Origin of the sequence: Streptomyces sp. CC53, assembly GCF_001865245.1 — a bacterium.
In the GTDB taxonomy this organism is placed as follows: domain Bacteria; phylum Actinomycetota; class Actinomycetes; order Streptomycetales; family Streptomycetaceae; genus Streptomyces.
Genome location: NZ_MKXB01000157.1, coordinates 1 through 14,666, shown reverse-complemented (window position 1 = coordinate 14,666; position 14,666 = coordinate 1). Strand labels below are relative to the sequence as shown.

General features: G+C 71.6%; 15 protein-coding genes. 10 read left to right on the top strand and 5 right to left on the bottom strand.

What is annotated here, in order from left to right; all coding sequences use genetic code 11:
* Positions 1 to 489: 489 nt before the first annotated feature.
* On the top strand, positions 490 to 3,009 hold the full coding sequence (locus BJP40_RS17835; protein ID WP_226962699.1) for an FHA domain-containing protein: 2,520 nt from the start codon (positions 490 to 492) through the stop codon (positions 3,007 to 3,009).
* A gap of 100 nt (positions 3,010 to 3,109) precedes the next feature.
* Here BJP40_RS17835 and BJP40_RS17830 read toward each other — a convergent pair whose 3' ends face one another.
* On the bottom strand, positions 3,110 to 3,889 hold the full coding sequence (locus BJP40_RS17830; RefSeq protein ID WP_071281223.1) for a transglycosylase SLT domain-containing protein: 780 nt from the start codon (positions 3,887 to 3,889) through the stop codon (positions 3,110 to 3,112).
* Between the two features lie 432 nt (positions 3,890 to 4,321).
* On the opposite strand from BJP40_RS17830, the gene BJP40_RS17825 reads away from it, so the two are divergent.
* The 3 genes from BJP40_RS17825 to BJP40_RS17815 all read left to right on the top strand — a co-directional run bounded on the left by BJP40_RS17825 (position 4,322) and on the right by BJP40_RS17815 (position 6,536).
* Positions 4,322 to 5,467: a GAF domain-containing sensor histidine kinase gene (locus BJP40_RS17825; RefSeq protein ID WP_071268964.1), complete on the top strand. Its 1,146-nt coding sequence runs from the start codon at positions 4,322 to 4,324 to the stop codon at positions 5,465 to 5,467.
* Positions 5,460 to 6,107 (top strand): response regulator transcription factor, encoded by a 648-nt coding sequence (locus BJP40_RS17820; RefSeq protein WP_071281222.1) that lies wholly within the window; start codon positions 5,460 to 5,462, stop codon positions 6,105 to 6,107. The genes BJP40_RS17825 and BJP40_RS17820 overlap by 8 nt, the downstream gene beginning before the upstream one ends.
* A gap of 183 nt (positions 6,108 to 6,290) precedes the next feature.
* Positions 6,291 to 6,536, top strand: a complete 246-nt coding sequence (locus BJP40_RS17815) for a chaplin (protein WP_071268962.1) — start codon at positions 6,291 to 6,293, stop codon at positions 6,534 to 6,536.
* 316 nt (positions 6,537 to 6,852) lie between these two features.
* Here the strand turns inward: BJP40_RS17815 and BJP40_RS17810 are convergent, their stop codons facing one another.
* Positions 6,853 to 7,641 carry a hypothetical protein gene (locus BJP40_RS17810; RefSeq protein ID WP_071281221.1) on the bottom strand — a complete coding sequence of 263 codons (789 nt, stop codon included), beginning with the start codon at positions 7,639 to 7,641 and terminating at the stop codon, positions 6,853 to 6,855.
* A gap of 164 nt (positions 7,642 to 7,805) precedes the next feature.
* Here BJP40_RS17810 and BJP40_RS17805 point away from each other — a divergent pair, with 164 nt between their 5' ends.
* The 4 genes from BJP40_RS17805 (at position 7,806) to BJP40_RS17790 (ending at position 11,039) form a co-directional block, all read left to right on the top strand.
* Positions 7,806 to 8,597, top strand: coding sequence for an ABC transporter ATP-binding protein (locus tag BJP40_RS17805; protein WP_071281220.1), 792 nt, complete (start codon positions 7,806 to 7,808; stop codon positions 8,595 to 8,597).
* 114 nt (positions 8,598 to 8,711) lie between these two features.
* Positions 8,712 to 9,140, top strand: a complete 429-nt coding sequence (locus BJP40_RS17800) for an NfeD family protein (protein WP_071271433.1) — start codon at positions 8,712 to 8,714, stop codon at positions 9,138 to 9,140.
* A 100-nt stretch (positions 9,141 to 9,240) separates the two neighbouring features.
* Positions 9,241 to 10,170 carry an SPFH domain-containing protein gene (locus BJP40_RS17795; protein ID WP_071271430.1) on the top strand — a complete coding sequence of 310 codons (930 nt, stop codon included), beginning with the start codon at positions 9,241 to 9,243 and terminating at the stop codon, positions 10,168 to 10,170.
* Positions 10,171 to 10,268: 98 nt separating this feature from the next.
* Positions 10,269 to 11,039 (top strand): sulfite exporter TauE/SafE family protein, encoded by a 771-nt coding sequence (locus BJP40_RS17790; protein WP_071272740.1) that lies wholly within the window; start codon positions 10,269 to 10,271, stop codon positions 11,037 to 11,039.
* 45 nt (positions 11,040 to 11,084) lie between these two features.
* Here the strand turns inward: BJP40_RS17790 and BJP40_RS17785 are convergent, their stop codons facing one another.
* From BJP40_RS17785 to BJP40_RS17775, 3 genes are all read right to left on the bottom strand, one after another.
* Positions 11,085 to 11,594 (bottom strand): HNH endonuclease, encoded by a 510-nt coding sequence (locus BJP40_RS17785; RefSeq protein WP_071281219.1) that lies wholly within the window; start codon positions 11,592 to 11,594, stop codon positions 11,085 to 11,087.
* Positions 11,595 to 11,739: 145 nt separating this feature from the next.
* Complete coding sequence (locus BJP40_RS17780) at positions 11,740 to 12,279, bottom strand: YbhB/YbcL family Raf kinase inhibitor-like protein (protein WP_071281218.1); 540 nt, start codon at positions 12,277 to 12,279, stop codon at positions 11,740 to 11,742.
* A gap of 43 nt (positions 12,280 to 12,322) precedes the next feature.
* Positions 12,323 to 13,105 (bottom strand): sporulation protein, encoded by a 783-nt coding sequence (locus BJP40_RS17775; RefSeq protein ID WP_071272483.1) that lies wholly within the window; start codon positions 13,103 to 13,105, stop codon positions 12,323 to 12,325.
* A gap of 127 nt (positions 13,106 to 13,232) precedes the next feature.
* On the opposite strand from BJP40_RS17775, the gene BJP40_RS17770 reads away from it, so the two are divergent.
* A complete protein-coding gene (locus BJP40_RS17770; RefSeq protein WP_071281217.1) occupies positions 13,233 to 13,508 on the top strand; it encodes a DNA-3-methyladenine glycosylase in 276 nt (91 codons plus the stop codon).
* A complete protein-coding gene (locus BJP40_RS17765; RefSeq protein WP_071281216.1) occupies positions 13,505 to 14,116 on the top strand; it encodes a DNA-3-methyladenine glycosylase in 612 nt (203 codons plus the stop codon). The genes BJP40_RS17770 and BJP40_RS17765 overlap by 4 nt, the downstream gene beginning before the upstream one ends.
* The last annotated feature ends 550 nt before the right edge of the window (positions 14,117 to 14,666 follow it).

Sequence of the window (14,666 nt, the reverse complement as noted above, 5' to 3'; positions counted from 1 at the left end):
GCCCCACCCGTGGAGCGCCCCCGACCCTCTCCTCACGGGACCCTTCGGCCACCTCGGAAGCTGCGCCGACCGCCCTGCGCCCCGTACCGGCACCACCCGCCTCATCGCGTACCGCACCCGTACGGCGCGACGGCCCCCGCCACGCACCACCGACGTCGCCTCGCGCCCGCCCCGCGCATGCCCGCGCCCGCCCGCACCCACCGCCGCCCCGCACTCGCCCGCACGCACACCCGCCGGCGTCCCGTGCCCACTGCCGTCCCGCGCCCGCCGGGGATGCCCCGCCGAGCCGTGGGCCCGGTCCCCGTGCCCCACAGACGGCGGGCCCGACGGCCGCCGGGGCTTCCGGTCCGGCGCCCGCGGGGCGGTCTGCCCGCGGTCTTCACACGGCCCGACTTTCGGATCAGGACCCGGTCCTGAAATAGTTCCTCCTCGATGTTCGCCATCCCTAGACCTCCGCAACAGCGTCGGGGGTGCATCGGGGGACAAGTAGTGGGGCATGGAGTGCCGGAACTCGTACTGCAACTGAACGGAAGGACCTGGGCGCTTGATCCGTCCAGGTCGTACACACTGGGGCGTGACCCGCAGGGGGACGTGGTCATCGACGACGCCAGGGTCTCCTGGCGGCACGCCACACTGAGCTGCAACGGGCGGAGTTGGGTCATCGAAGACCACGGCTCCACCAACGGCACCTATGCGCAGGGCCAGCGGGTGCACCAGTGGGAGGTCGCCCCGGGCGGTGTCGTGCACCTGGGCAACGCCACCGACGGGCCGCGGCTGGAATTCGCCGCCTCCCAGGCCGCCGCGGCCGGCGCGTACGACGCCCCTGCCGCCGCACAGGCCCATGCCCCGGCCGCACAGCAGGGATGGTCCGGACAGCAGCCGTACCAGGCACCGGCGCCGCACCAGGAGCCGCAGCAGCCTCATCAGCAGCCGCAGGCCCCCCAGCCGCAGATCCCGCACCAGCAGGCGGCGTCCGCCGGCGCGGGGTCCGTGCACGGCGACCGGAGCCCCACCACCTTCCACCAGCTCGCGCTGGGCCGCGTCATGCGCATCGGCCGCGCCCTGGAGAACGAGCTGGTCGTCTCCGACCTCCAGGTGTCCCGGCTCCACGCCGAGTTCACCGCGCACCCCGACGGCCGTTTCGAGCTGCGCGACCTGGGCTCGCACAACGGCACCTACGTCAACGGCCAGCCCATCGCCAAGTCCGGCACCGTCGTCATCGGCCCCCACGACATCGTCGGTGTCGGCCACTCGACGTTCCGCATCGTCGGCGACCGGCTGGAGGAGTTCGTCGACACGGGCGACGTCTCCTTCTCGGCCCGCCACCTCACCGTCACCGTCGACGGCGGCAAGCAGATCCTCAAGGACGTGTCCTTCGGCGTCCCGGAGAAGTCGCTCATCGGCGTCATCGGCCCGTCCGGCTCCGGGAAGTCGACGCTCCTCAAGGCGCTCACCGGCTACCGGCCCGCCGACCAGGGCGACGTCCTCTACGACAACCGCAGCCTCTACAAGCAGTTCGCCGAGCTGCGCCAGCGCATCGGCCTGGTGCCGCAGGACGACATCCTCCACAAGGAGCTGACCGTCCAGAAGGCGCTGCGGTACGCGGCCAAGCTGCGCTTCCCCGGCGACACCGCCGAGGCCGAGCGCGAGGCCCGCATCGGCGAGGTGCTGCGCGAGCTGAAGCTGGACATCCACAAGGAGAAGAAGGTCACCTCCCTCTCCGGTGGCCAGCGCAAGCGTGTCTCCGTCGCCCTGGAGCTGCTGACCAAGCCGTCGCTGATCTTCCTGGACGAGCCGACCTCCGGCCTCGACCCGGGCATGGACCGCGACGTCATGCAGCTGCTGCGCGGGCTCGCCGACGACGGCCGCACGGTCCTCGTCGTCACCCACTCCGTCGCCGAGCTGGCGCTCTGCGACAAGCTGCTCGTGATGGCCCCCGGCGGCTCCGTGGCGTACTTCGGCCCGCCGGACGAGGCGCTGAACTTCTTCGGGTACGAGACCTGGGCTGACGTGTTCTCCGCGTTCGAGAACTACCGCGACTACGACTGGGCCGGCCGCTGGAAGGGCTCGCAGCACTACCAGCTGTACGCCGCCGACATCGACGCCGTCGCCGTCCAGCCGGTCCAGATGCCGGTGCAGTCCGCGGCCCGGCCGCCGAAGCCGCAGAGCTGGGGCGCCCAGCTGTGGACGCTGATCCGCCGCTACGTGTCCGTGATCGCCTCCGACCGGGGCTTCCTGGCACTGATGGTGATCCTGCCGGCGGTCCTCGGCGCGGTCTCCGTCGTCATCCCCGCCAAGTTCGGGCTCGCGCCGCCCGCCCCGCCCGCCCGGTTCAACGGCGCCGCCGGCACCATCATGCTGATCCTCGCGGTCGGCATGTGCTTCTCGGGTGCGGCGAACTCGGTACGAGAACTGATCAAGGAACGGGTCATCTACGAGCGGGAGCGCGCCACCGGCCTGTCCCGCTCCGCGTACCTGATGTCCAAGGTGATCGTCCTCGGCGTCATCACGGCCATCCAGGGCGTCATCATCTGCGCCATCGGCTTCGTCCCGCGCGAGATGCCCGCCGAGGGTCTGATCATGCCGCCGGCCGTCGAACTGTGCATCGTCGTCACCGCCCTCGGCATCACCTCGATGATGGTGGGCCTCGTCATCTCCTCGCTGGTGAAGACGGCCGAGAAGACGATGCCGCTGCTCGTCATGTTCGCGATCGTCCAGGTCGTGTTCACCGGCATCCTGTTCCAGGTGTACAGCTCGCCGGGGCTGGAGCAGTTCGCCTGGCTCATGCCGTCCCGCTGGGGCCTCGCGGGAGCCGCCACGACCCTGGACCTGTCGCACCTGATGGTGCCGTGGGACCCGAAGAACCCCACCGACCTGGACCCGCTGTGGGAGCACAGTGCGACCCAGTGGGGGGTGAACGTCACGGTGCTGCTGGTCATGTCCGCGGTGCTGGGCGTGCTGGTCGCGCGGCTGCTGAGGCGCCACGAGCCCGAGGTCATGCGCAAGTAGCGCGCGTCCCCGAGGCGTCCACCGCGACGACGCGAAGGGCGGCACCCCGCACGGGGTGCCGCCCTTCGGGGTGTAAGGAGCGCGTCGGTGGGCCCGCCGGTCAGTAGGGGCCGTTGACGTTGTCGATCGAGCCGTACCGGTCCGCGGCGTAGTTGGCGGCGGCGCAGATGTTGGCGACCGGGTCGTACTGGCTCTTCTTGGTGCCCGGGCAGTGGTAGTGGTCGAAGGTCGGCTTGATGACCTGGAGCAGACCGATCGACGGGACGCCGTTCTGGGCGTTGATGTCCCAGTTGTTGATCGCGCTCGGGTTGCCGCTGGACTCGCGCATGATGTTGCGGTGCAGCCCGTTGTAGGAGCCCGGGATGCCCTGCTTCTTCATGATGTCCATGGCCTCGCGGATCCAGCCGTCGAGGTTGTTCGCGTAGACCGGCTTGCGCGCGGCGGCGCGGCTGGCCGCGGCCTTGGCGGCGGCCCGCTTCTTCGCCTCGGCCTCGGCCTTCGCCTTCGCCTTGGCCTTGGCCTCGGCCTCGGCCTTCGCCTTCGCGGCCGCCTTGGCCTTGGCGGCTGCCTCGGCCTTCGCCTTCGCGGCGGCTTCGGCCTTGGCCTTCGCGGCTGCCTCGGCCTTCGCCTTGGCCTCGGCGGCGGCCTTCAGCTCGATCGTGGACTGCTGGCCCTCGATGCTCTGCTGGAGCTCGGCGATCGCGTAGCCGTTCCAGGCGGCCGGAGCTGCGGCCACCTCGCGCACCTCGGCCTCGGCGGAGGCGTTGGCGGGCACCAGCGAGAAGGTGATGGCCGCGGCGCCCACGGCGGCGACGCCGGCCAGGGACAGCTTGTGGTTCTTCTTGAGACGGCTGAGGCCGGGGATGCTGGACGGGGACATGCAGTCGTACCTCTTCGAATCGCGGAAGTCGTCGCACGCCGGGCGGCGCGGCGCCTGCTGGCGGGCAACGTCGGCAATTCTTAGCGGCGGCAAAATCGGCTGGCAAAGCTGTGACGTACGACCCCGGATAGTGGATCAGGGCCCTCGCGCACACCCGGCGGTGTCGCCGATGCACCCGCCCCACCAGCGTTGATCTGATCCTTACGTCGACTACTAGGCCCTTACGTAAGTGACCTGGGTCCTATGCGCGGGCTCACATCGACCCCGTAACGACCTCACCAAGGGTTGCTGGCGCAATGCACTGGGTGAAGGAGGCGTGCAGGCCGGGTGCGAGCCTGCCCGGAAGGGGGACGCGGGCCTAGGACCTGCGACGCAGCCCCCGCCGTCCACAGGCGGATACGGACTGTCACCCCCCGTGGGTACCGTGAACGCATGACCGACCGACCGCGCTCGGGCCTCGCCGCCGTGAGCACCGCCCTGCTGGAGATGAGCAGACAGCTGGAGGTCCGCGACGTGCTCAAGACGATCGTCGTCTCCGCGCGCGAGCTCCTGGATGCCGAGTACGCCGCGCTCGGCGTCCCCGACGACCACGGCGGCTTCGCCCAGTTCGTCGTCGACGGGGTCAGCGAGGAGCAGTGGCGCGCCATCGGCCCGCTGCCCCGCCAGCACGGCATCCTCGCGGCGATGCTCCACAACGAGAAGCCCGAGCGCCTCGACGACGTCCGTGACGATCCCCGCTTCGAGGGCTGGCCCGCCGCCCACCCCGACATGTCCGACTTCCTCGGCCTGCCCGTGCGGGACGGCGACGAGACCATCGCCGCCCTGTTCCTCGCCAACAAGCGCAGCCCCGCACCCGACCGCGGCTGCGGCTTCACCGCGCAGGACGAGGAACTGCTCGGCATCCTCGCCCAGCACGCCGCCATCGCCCTCACCAACGCCCGCCTGTACGAGCGCAGCCGCGAGCTCACCATCGCCGAGGAGCGCTCCCGCCTCGCCCACGAGCTGCACGACGCCGTCAGCCAGAAGCTCTTCTCCCTCCGCCTCACCGCCCAGGCCGCCACCCGGCTCGTCGACAGGGACCCCGCCCGCGCCAAGGGCGAGCTCCAGCAGATAGCCGCCCTGGCCGCCGAGGCCGCGGACGAGCTCCGCGCCGCCGTCGTCGAGCTGCGCCCCGCCGCACTCGACGAGGACGGCCTCGTCCACACCCTGCGCAGCCACGTCCAGGTCCTCGACCGCGCCCACACCGCCCGCGTCACCTTCCACGCAGGAGTGCTGCGGGCCCTGCCCGCCGCCCAGGAGGAAGCGGTGCTGCGGGTCGCGCAGGAGGCCCTCCACAACGCGCTGCGCCACTCCGGCGCCGAACACGTCGCCGTACGGCTCACCCGCCAGGGCCACGGCGCGCTGCTCACCGTCACCGACGACGGCCGCGGCTTCGACCCGGGAGCCGTCCACCGGGCGGGACGCCACCTCGGCCTGGTCTCCATGCGGGACCGCGCCGGCGGCGTCGGCGGCACGCTCACCGTCCACGCGGCGCCCGGCGAGGGCACCACGATCGAAATGGAGGTCCCCGGTGGCTGACACGGTCATCCGGGTCCTGCTGGTCGACGACCACCAGGTCGTCCGCCGCGGACTGCGCACGTTCCTGGAGATCCAGGACGACATAGAAGTGGTCGGCGAGGCCGCCGACGGAGCCGAGGGCGTCGCCCGCGCCGAGGAACTGCGCCCCGACGTCGTCCTCATGGACGTGAAGATGCCGGGCACCGACGGCATCGAGGCCCTGCGGACCCTGCGGGAGCGGGGCAACCCGGCCCGGGTGCTCGTCGTCACCAGCTTCACCGAGCAGCGCACCGTCGTCCCCGCCCTGCGCGCCGGCGCCGCCGGGTACGTCTACAAGGACATCGACCCGGACGCGCTCGCCGGGGCCATCCGCTCGGTCCACGCGGGCCACGTCCTCCTCCAGCCGGAGGTGGCCGGGGCACTGCTGGCCCAGGAGGAGGGAAACGGCGGAGCCGGCGGGCGCGGCGGCTCCCTGACCGAGCGGGAGCGCGAGGTCCTCGGCCTGATCGCGGACGGGCGCTCCAACCGCGAGATCGCCCGCGCACTCGTCCTGTCCGAGAAGACCGTCAAGACGCACGTCTCGAACATCCTGATGAAGCTGGACCTCGCCGACCGCACCCAGGCCGCGCTCTGGGCCGTGCGCCACGGGCTCACCAGGTGAAACCCGGACACCGAAGGAGGCACACCGGCACCGAACGCAGTACGACGAGACGGTTGTCGTGCCATCCAAGATTCATACCGTCGGGTGGACGTCACCCGTACGGCGCAACCCCGGCGGGGCCCGGCCGTTCTTCATGGCGACGCTGCGGTGATTGCCGCAGCGACAGCTAGGAGGAATGTTCCAGTGAAGAACCTGAAGAAGGCCGCTGCTGTCACCATGGTCGCCGGTGGGCTGGTGGCCGCCGCCGCGGGTGCCGCTTCCGCCGCCGGCGGTGCGCACGCCGACGGCGCGGCCGTCACGTCCCCGGGCGTGGGCTCCGGCAACCTGATCCAGGCCCCCGTACACGTCCCCGTGAACGTCAGCGGTGTCACCGCGACCGTCATCGGTGCCCTGAACCCGGCCTACGGGAACGCCTCCGTCAACCACTGACGGCTGCCGCAGGACCCCGCGCCCCCCAGGCCCCACCTGGGGGGCGCCCCGTTTCTCCGTACCCGGGCCACGCGCCGTCCCGTACCCGGCGCTGACCGGAGCGGCACTCGCGCCCGACCACCGTGCCGCCGCGTTCCCCCCGCCCGCGCCGAGCCGGGGCCGCCCCGTCCGACGCGGCCCCGCCCTGCCCGGCGCCGACCCGTCGTCCCACCCGCACCACGTCCCGTCGCCCCGGCCCCCGGTCCGCCCCCCGGCCGTACCCCGCAACGCGGCGGCCCCGGGGCAGACCCTCAGCCCGGCTCCCACCACCGCGCGCTCAGGAGCGGCCCCGCTCCAGTTCCTCCACGTACGCGTTGAATGCGGCCACCTGCGCCCGCCGCGCCACCCGCTCCACCGGCCGCAGGGCCGCAACCCGAGCCGCCATCTCCGACGCGCTCACCGCGCCCCCGTGCCCGCCCTCGAACGCCAGCCGCATCAGCAGTCCCACTCGCTGCGCCAGCTCCAGCACCCGTACCGCACGCCCCGGGTACCCCGGCGCCAGCAGCTCGCGCCCCGCGTGCGCCCGCGCCCGATACGCGTCCAGCGCCGCCTCCGCCACCGGCCCGGACCCCGCCACGTTCAACCGCGTCAGCACCACCGTCGCCTCCCGCAGGGCCTCCGCCAACTCGCGCTCCGCCTCACCCAGCGACGGCACGTCCGCCGGCGGCGCCTCCCGCACCGGCAGGCAGCGCCACACCACCTCCACGTGCAGGTCGCTGGCCGGCCCCGACTCGGACACCTCCGGCACGAGCCCGAACCCCGCCCCGTATCCGACGACCGCCTCCTCCGCCTCCAGCGCCCGCGCGTTGAAGTCCGGCGGGCCGCTCAACCCGAGCGGGTGGCCGGGAGCCGGCAGTGCCACCCGCCACCCGGCGACCCCCAGCGACCGCAGCCGTCCCAGTGCCAGCGTGAGCCCGACCGGCCCCGACTCACCCGGCCCGCCCTCCACCCGGTGCACCGCGTCGTCCCCGACGATCGCGACCACCGCCTCGTCCGGCGACACCAACCCGGCCAGCAGGGCGTTCCCCCATGCGGCCAACCGTCCTGATCGTGGTTCCGAAAGCATGCCCCCACCTTAGGTAGCAGGCCCCTGCGCGTACGGCCCCGGCTGTGGGTGGCGTAGGTTTTCCCTGGGCACCCGCACCCACCGCACAGCGCTGCGCCACGCCGCGGCGACCGGGTGCGGGCAACGACGACGAAGACTCGACCGCAAGGGGAGACAACGCGCTCATGAGCGATGTACTGGAGCTGGTGGACGTATCCGTGGTCCGCGACGGACGCGCTCTGGTGGACGAGGTCTCCTGGTCGGTCAAGGAGGGCGAGCGCTGGGCCATCCTCGGCCCCAACGGCGCAGGCAAGACCACGCTCCTCAACGTGGCCTCCACCTACGTCTTCCCGACCCGCGGCACCGCCCGCATCCTCGGCGACCAGCTCGGCAAGGTCGACGTCTTCGACCTGCGGCCCCGCGTCAGCATGGCCGGCATCGCCATGGCCGAGAAGCTGCCCAAGCGCCAGACCGTCCTCCAGACCGTCCTCACCGCCGCCTACGGCATGACGGCCGGCTGGCAGGAGCAGTACGACACCGTCGACGAGGAGCGCGCCCGCGCCTTCCTCGACCGCCTCGGCATGTCCGGCTTCCTCGACCGGAACTTCGGCACCCTCTCCGAAGGCGAGCGCAAGCGCACCCTCATCGCCCGCGCCCTGATGACCGACCCCGAGCTGCTCCTCCTCGACGAGCCCGCCGCCGGCCTCGACCTAGGCGGCCGCGAGGACCTGGTCCGCCGGCTCGGACGGCTCGCCCGCGACCCGTACGCCCCGTCCATGATCATGGTCACCCACCACGTGGAGGAGATCCCGCCCGGCTTCACCCACGTCCTGATGATCCGTCAGGGCAAGGTGCTGGCCGCGGGCCCGCTGGAGACCGAGCTCACCTCGCGCAACCTGTCCCGCTGCTTCGGCCTGCCCCTCGTCGTCGAGCGCGTGGGCGACCGCTACACCGCCCAGGGCCTGCCCCTCGGCTGACGCCGCCTCCGGCGCCGCGAACCGGCGGGCCCTCCCACGGCCGGCCGAAGGGCCCGGAGCCGACGGGCCCTTCGCACCCTGTCCCCGCCGCGCCACCGCACCTACCATGACCACGTGGACATCGACGCATGGGTGTGGTGGCTGATCGCCGCGGTAGGACTGGGCATCCCCCTCGTCCTCACCGCGATGCCGGAATTCGCAATGTTCTCCGTCGGAGCCGTCGCAGGAGCCGTCACCGCCGGACTCGGCTTCGGCGTACCGGCCCAGATCATCGTCTTCGTCGTCGTCTCCGTCGCCCTGGTCGCCGTGGTACGGCCCATCGCCGCACGGCACCGCGCGGGCCAACCCGGGCACGCCAGCGGCGTCGACGCGCTGAAGGGCCGTCAGGCGACCGTGCTGGAACGGGTCCACGGCGACGGCGGGCGCATCAAACTGGCGGGCGAGGTCTGGTCCGCCCGCTCCTACGCCGCCGACCAGGTCTTCGAACCCGGCGAACAGGTCGACGTGGTCGAGATCGACGGGGCCACCGCCGTCGTCATGTGACGCACGACGGGCAAACGACCGAACCACTGCGCACGGCGGCCCGCCGTCTGGAAAGATCGATCATCGAAACCAACCGGCAGCGAAGGGCACGGGGAACACGATGCCATCCGTCATCATCGTCCTGGTCATCCTGGTGGTGCTCGTCTTCATCGCCCTGATCAAGACGATCCAGGTCATCCCACAGGCCAGCGCCGCCATCGTCGAGCGGTTCGGCCGCTACACCCGCACCCTCAACGCGGGCCTCAACATCGTCGTCCCGTTCATCGACACGATCCGCAACCGGATCGACCTGCGGGAACAGGTCGTCCCCTTCCCGCCCCAGCCGGTGATCACCCAGGACAACCTGGTCGTCAACATCGACACCGTCATCTACTATCAGGTCACCGACGCCCGCGCCGCCACCTACGAGGTCGCGAGCTACATCCAGGCGATCGAACAGCTCACCGTCACCACGCTCCGCAACATCATCGGCGGCATGGACCTGGAGCGCACCCTCACCTCCCGCGAGGAGATCAACGCGGCCCTCCGCGGCGTCCTCGACGAGGCCACCGGCAAGTGGGGCATCCGCGTCAACCGCGTCGAGCTCAAGGCCATCGAACCGCCCACCTCCATCCAGGACTCGATGGAGAAGCAGATGCGCGCCGACCGCGACAAGCGCGCGGCCATCCTCACCGCCGAGGGCATCCGCCAGTCCGCCATCCTCACCGCCGAGGGCGAGAAGCAGTCCGCCATCCTCCGCGCCGAGGGCGAGGCCCGCGCCGCCGCCCTCCGCGCCGAGGGCGAGGCCCAGGCCGTGCGCACCGTCTTCGAAGCCATCCACGCGGGCGACCCCGACCAGAAGCTGCTCTCCTACCAGTACCTCCAGATGCTCCCGAAGATCGCCGAAGGCGACGCCAACAAGCTCTGGATCGTGCCCAGCGAGATCGGCGACGCCCTCAAGGGCCTCTCCGGCGCCTTCGGCAACATCGGCAACGGCACCCCCGGCTTCCACATCAAGGAGCAGCGCCGCGAGGAACCCACCGTCGACTGACCGGGCCGCGTCCCACCCACCGACCCCCCGTCGACCGGCCACCCCGCCCTCGTGCATGATCGGTGCACCCACCACCGACCACGCACGGGGGCGTACACATGACCACCTGGGAGATGCTCGCCGTCTTCGCCGCGGGCATCGGCGCCGGCACCATCAACACCATCGTCGGATCAGGCACCCTCATCACCTTCCCCGTCCTGCTCGCCACAGGAGTCCCCCCGGTCACCGCCACCGTGTCCAACGCCCTCGGCCTGATCCCCGGCTCCATCAGCGGCGCCATCGGCTACCGCGCCGAACTCACCGGCCAGCGCAGCCGCATCCTGCGCCTCAGCGTCGCCGCGGCCGTCGGCGGACTCGCCGGAGCCTTCCTGCTCACCCAGCTGCCGGCCACCGCCTTCGAGACGATCGTGCCCGTCCTGGTCACGCTCGCCCTCGTCCTCGTCGTCCTCCAACCGCGCATCACCCGGGCCGTCCAGGCCCGCCGCGACCGCACGGGGAGGACCGAACTCCCCGCCCACGGCGGCCCCCTGCTCTTCGGCGGCCTGCTGATCGCGAGCGTCTACGGCGGCTACTTCACGGCCGCCCAGGGGATCGTCTACCTGTCCCTCATGGGCATCCTGCTCGACGACAGCCTGCAGCGCCTCAACGCAGCCAAGAACGTCCTCGCCGCCGTCGTCAACAGCGTCGCCGCCCTGTTCTTCGTCTTCGCCGCCCACTTCGACTGGACGGCCGTGGCCCTCATCGCCGTCGGCTCCACCATCGGGGGCCAGCTCGGCGCCCGCATCGGCCGCCGCCTGCCCCCGACCGTCCTGCGCGCCGTCATCGTCGCCGTCGGCAGCGCGGCCATCGTGCAACTCGTCACCCGCTGACGGCGAACCCGCCCCGACACCCGGTCGGGGCGGGCCACATCATCCTCAGGCGGCCTGCATCCGGCCCAGCCACTCCGGCAGCCCCTCCCGGTCGGCGGCCCGCAGCGCCAGCAGCATCGCGTCCGCCGGCGTCGGCACGAACGGCTCCCGCAGCAGCGGCATCCCCGCCTCCTCAGGAGTACGGTCCGCCTTCCGGTGGTTGTCCTGCGCGCACGACGCCACGGTGTTCAGCCAGCTGTCCGCACCGCCCTGCGACCGCGGCACCACGTGGTCCACCGTCGTCGCCCGGCCACCGCAGTACGCGCACCGGTGCTGGTCCCGCACCAGCACACCCCTCCGCGACCACGGGGCCTGTCTTCGGAACGGCACCCGCACGTACCGGCACAACCTGATCACCCGCGGGACCGGCAGTTCCACCGCAGCCGCACGCACCCGCAGCTCCGGGTGCGCATGCTCCACGACGGCCTTGTCCTGGAGGACGAGCACCACCGCACGGCTCAGCGACACCGTCGACAACGGCTCGAAGCTCGCGTTCAGTACCAGTGTGTCCCGCATGAGTGCCCACCTCCAGAGTGCCGCCCACCCCCTGGGCGGGCTCTGGCTCAACTCTGGCCTTGCACACGGGGCAGGACAACGCAATTAAAAGGTGCCCGCCCCCGGTCTCTGCCAGACCAGGGGCGGGCGAACAGCAGGCGAACTCTCAGCCTGCCGCGGGGATCTCGTACTCACCGACCAGCTGTGCACGCGCCAGCGTGTGGAACCGCAGGTTGAAGCCGACCACGGCCGGCGACGCCTCGTCGTCCGGCCCCAGCTTCTCCTGGTCCACGGCGTACACCGTGAACACGTACCGGTGCGGTCCGTCCCCCGGCGGCGGCGCCGCACCACCGAAGTCCTTCGACCCGTAGTCGTTGCGGACGTGCACCGCGCCCTCGGGCAGCCCCTCGAACCCCCCGCCGCCGGCGCCCGCGGGCAACTCCGTCACCGACGCCGGGATGTCGAACAGCACCCAGTGCCAGAACCCGCTGCCGGTCGGCGCGTCCGGGTCGAAGCAGGTCACGGCGAAACTCTTCGTCTCCGCCGGGAACCCCTCCCACCGCAGGTGCGGCGAGGTGTTCCCCTCGGCGTACACCTGCGCGTCCGCCAGCGTCGCACCCGGCGCGACGTCCTTGCTCACCACGGTGAACGACGGCACGGGAGGGTGGAAGTCATGAGGGAGCGGCGCCCTCTTCGCCTCGGCCACGTGAACTACCTCCGATTCGCTGTGGAGTCCGACGTCCCCGAGCCTAGAGCCAGTTGCGCCGGCCGCCGACGTCCGCCAGCCACTGGTGCAGGTACGCCGACCAGTCCGTGCCCTGGTAGCCCGCGTGCTGCACCACGAACGCCCGGAACGAGTCGCTGCCCTCGGTGAAGATCCCGCCCTTCTTGTCCATCTCCAGCACGACGTCCATCTCCCGCTCGTCGGCGACGAACGACACCTCGACCTCGTTGAGACCCCGGTACTGCGCCGGCGCCAGGAACTCGATCTCCTGGTAGAACGGCAGCTTCTGCCGGGTGCCCCGGATGTGGCCCTGCTCCATGTCGGCGTTCTTGAAGCGGAAGCCGAGCTGGATGAACGCGTCCAGGATCGCCTGCTGCGCCGGCAGCGGGTGCACGTGGACCGGGTCGAGGTCGGTGGAGTCCACGGCGCGAGCGATGGCCAGCTCGGTCGTGACACCGATGTTCATCCCGCGCAGCTGCTGCCCGGCGATGGTCGTGACCGGCGTCTCCCACGGGATCTCCAGGCTGAACGGCAGCACGTGCACCGCCTCCGCCCGCAGCGTGAAGGCCCCGCCGAGCTGCACCTTGGTGAACTCGATGTCGCGCTTCACCTCCTGGTCACCGCCCTCGACCTCCACGCGGGCCTGCAGCCCCATGGACAGGTGCTGGATCTCCTGGTCGACGGAACCGCCCTCGATCCGCACCTCGCCCTGCACCACGCCGCCGGGCACCACGTTCGGCTCGGTCAGGACCGTCTCGACGTTCCCACCGCCCGCTCCCAGGCTCGCGAGCAGCTTCTTGAAGCCCATGTCCACTCCTTGTAGTACGTAGTCGGCGCTTCCCCGCGTACGGGTACGCACGCGGGGAAGCGTAGACCGTGGCCGGTTCAGCAGACCGTAGCCGGTTCCGCCCCCGGCGCCACTAGGCTCGTCCACCATGATCGAGAGCCCCGACCGTACGCCGCTGTCCCGGGACTTCTACGACCGTCTGGTCCTGGACGTCACTCCCGAGCCGCCGGGCCGAGCCCTGGTGCGGATGCCGGACGACGCCCCCGTCGAGCTCTGCCTCACGGGAGTGGAGGCGCACGCCGGCGAAGCCGACCCGGGCTCCCGCGCCCACCGCGGGCGAACGGCCCGCAAGGCCGTGATGTTCGGACCGGCGGGACACCTGGACGTCTCCTTCGGGTACGGCACGTCAAGGCGGTCAGCATGAACATCGATCTCCTCGCCCACCCTGCCGAGGAAGTCGCCCCGAAGCTGCTGGGGAGGGTACTGACCTGCAAGACCCCGGAGGGGACCGTGAGCATCGGCATCACGGAGACCGAGGCGTACTCCGGCACGGCGGACCCGGCTTCCCACGCCTACCGGGGCCGGACACCCCGCAACGAGGTCATGTTCGGACCCGCAGGACATCTGTACGTCTACCGGTCCCACGGCCTGCACTGGTGCGCCAACGTCGTCACCGGGACGGACGGCATCGCCTCGGCCGTCCTCATCCGGGCCGGCAGGGTCATCGAGGGGGAGGAGCTGGCGCGCGAGCGGCGAGGGGAGAGGGTCGAGAACGCACGGCTCGCCCGAGGCCCGGGGAACTTCTGCCAGGCACTCGGCATCACGGGAGAGCACAATGGCGCAGACCTCCTGAAAGGTCCCTCGGTCGTGTTGTCCGAGGGCGAGCCGGCATCTGCCGCGCTCATCCAGGCCGGTCCTCGGGTAGGCGTGAGCAGGGCGCACGACTGGCTGCACCGGTTCTACCTCGCCGGCGACCCGACGGTCTCGGCGTACCGCCTGAGCCCACGAGCCAGACCGGCCCGCGGAGTCTGACCTGCTGAGCGCCTTGCCGACGGCCGGCCGGCGGGCCGGTGTGGAGCCGTGCCGGAGGGGGATGCGGACGGTGCTCCGGCCGTGCTCGCCCGGGAAGGAACGGACCCCGCGACCGCGCGGCACCAGCGTGACGCGCCCGCAGACCTGCATGACGACGGTCCGCACGTGGTCGAGGCGGCCGGCCTCGTCCGACGCCCGCCTCTCATGCCGTCCGCCCGTGGCGCTGGTGGACCCACGGCGCGACCGACCGTCGGCCCGGAGCGGGCTCACACACCCCGCAAGGGCAAGGCTTGACGCGGCAGGTCGGACCGCCTAAGCTCGATCGAGCCGCAAGAGCCGAAGGACGCTGTATCAGCACCTCGGAGCGGCCAACCCACCATCAAGCAATCTCCCCCTCGAACGGGGTCGTTTTCGGTGCGCCGAAAACGCACACCGAATGTGGGCCGGGACTCGATTAGGAGCCCCGAGGGAAATCCGCTAAAGTGGCGGGGCGCCGAAAGGCAAAGGCCCTCCAACGGCCACCGGAAACGAAATCCGAACCGGAAACGGA

Bases quoted from the DNA above. Each gene is read 5' to 3' on its own strand.
- BJP40_RS17795 (WP_071271430.1), top strand. From the start codon at position 9,241: ATGCCATCCGTCATCATCGTCCTGGTCATCCTGGTGGTGCTCGTCTTC.
- BJP40_RS17790 (WP_071272740.1), top strand. From the start codon at position 10,269: ATGACCACCTGGGAGATGCTCGCCGTCTTCGCCGCGGGCATCGGCGCC.
- BJP40_RS17830 (WP_071281223.1), bottom strand. From the start codon at position 3,889: ATGTCCCCGTCCAGCATCCCCGGCCTCAGCCGTCTCAAGAAGAACCAC.
- BJP40_RS17770 (WP_071281217.1), top strand. From the start codon at position 13,233: ATGATCGAGAGCCCCGACCGTACGCCGCTGTCCCGGGACTTCTACGAC.
- BJP40_RS17765 (WP_071281216.1), top strand. From the start codon at position 13,505: ATGAACATCGATCTCCTCGCCCACCCTGCCGAGGAAGTCGCCCCGAAG.
- BJP40_RS17805 (WP_071281220.1), top strand. From the start codon at position 7,806: ATGAGCGATGTACTGGAGCTGGTGGACGTATCCGTGGTCCGCGACGGA.
- BJP40_RS17825 (WP_071268964.1), top strand. From the start codon at position 4,322: ATGACCGACCGACCGCGCTCGGGCCTCGCCGCCGTGAGCACCGCCCTG.
- BJP40_RS17775 (WP_071272483.1), bottom strand. From the start codon at position 13,105: ATGGGCTTCAAGAAGCTGCTCGCGAGCCTGGGAGCGGGCGGTGGGAAC.
- BJP40_RS17810 (WP_071281221.1), bottom strand. From the start codon at position 7,641: ATGCTTTCGGAACCACGATCAGGACGGTTGGCCGCATGGGGGAACGCC.
- BJP40_RS17785 (WP_071281219.1), bottom strand. From the start codon at position 11,594: ATGCGGGACACACTGGTACTGAACGCGAGCTTCGAGCCGTTGTCGACG.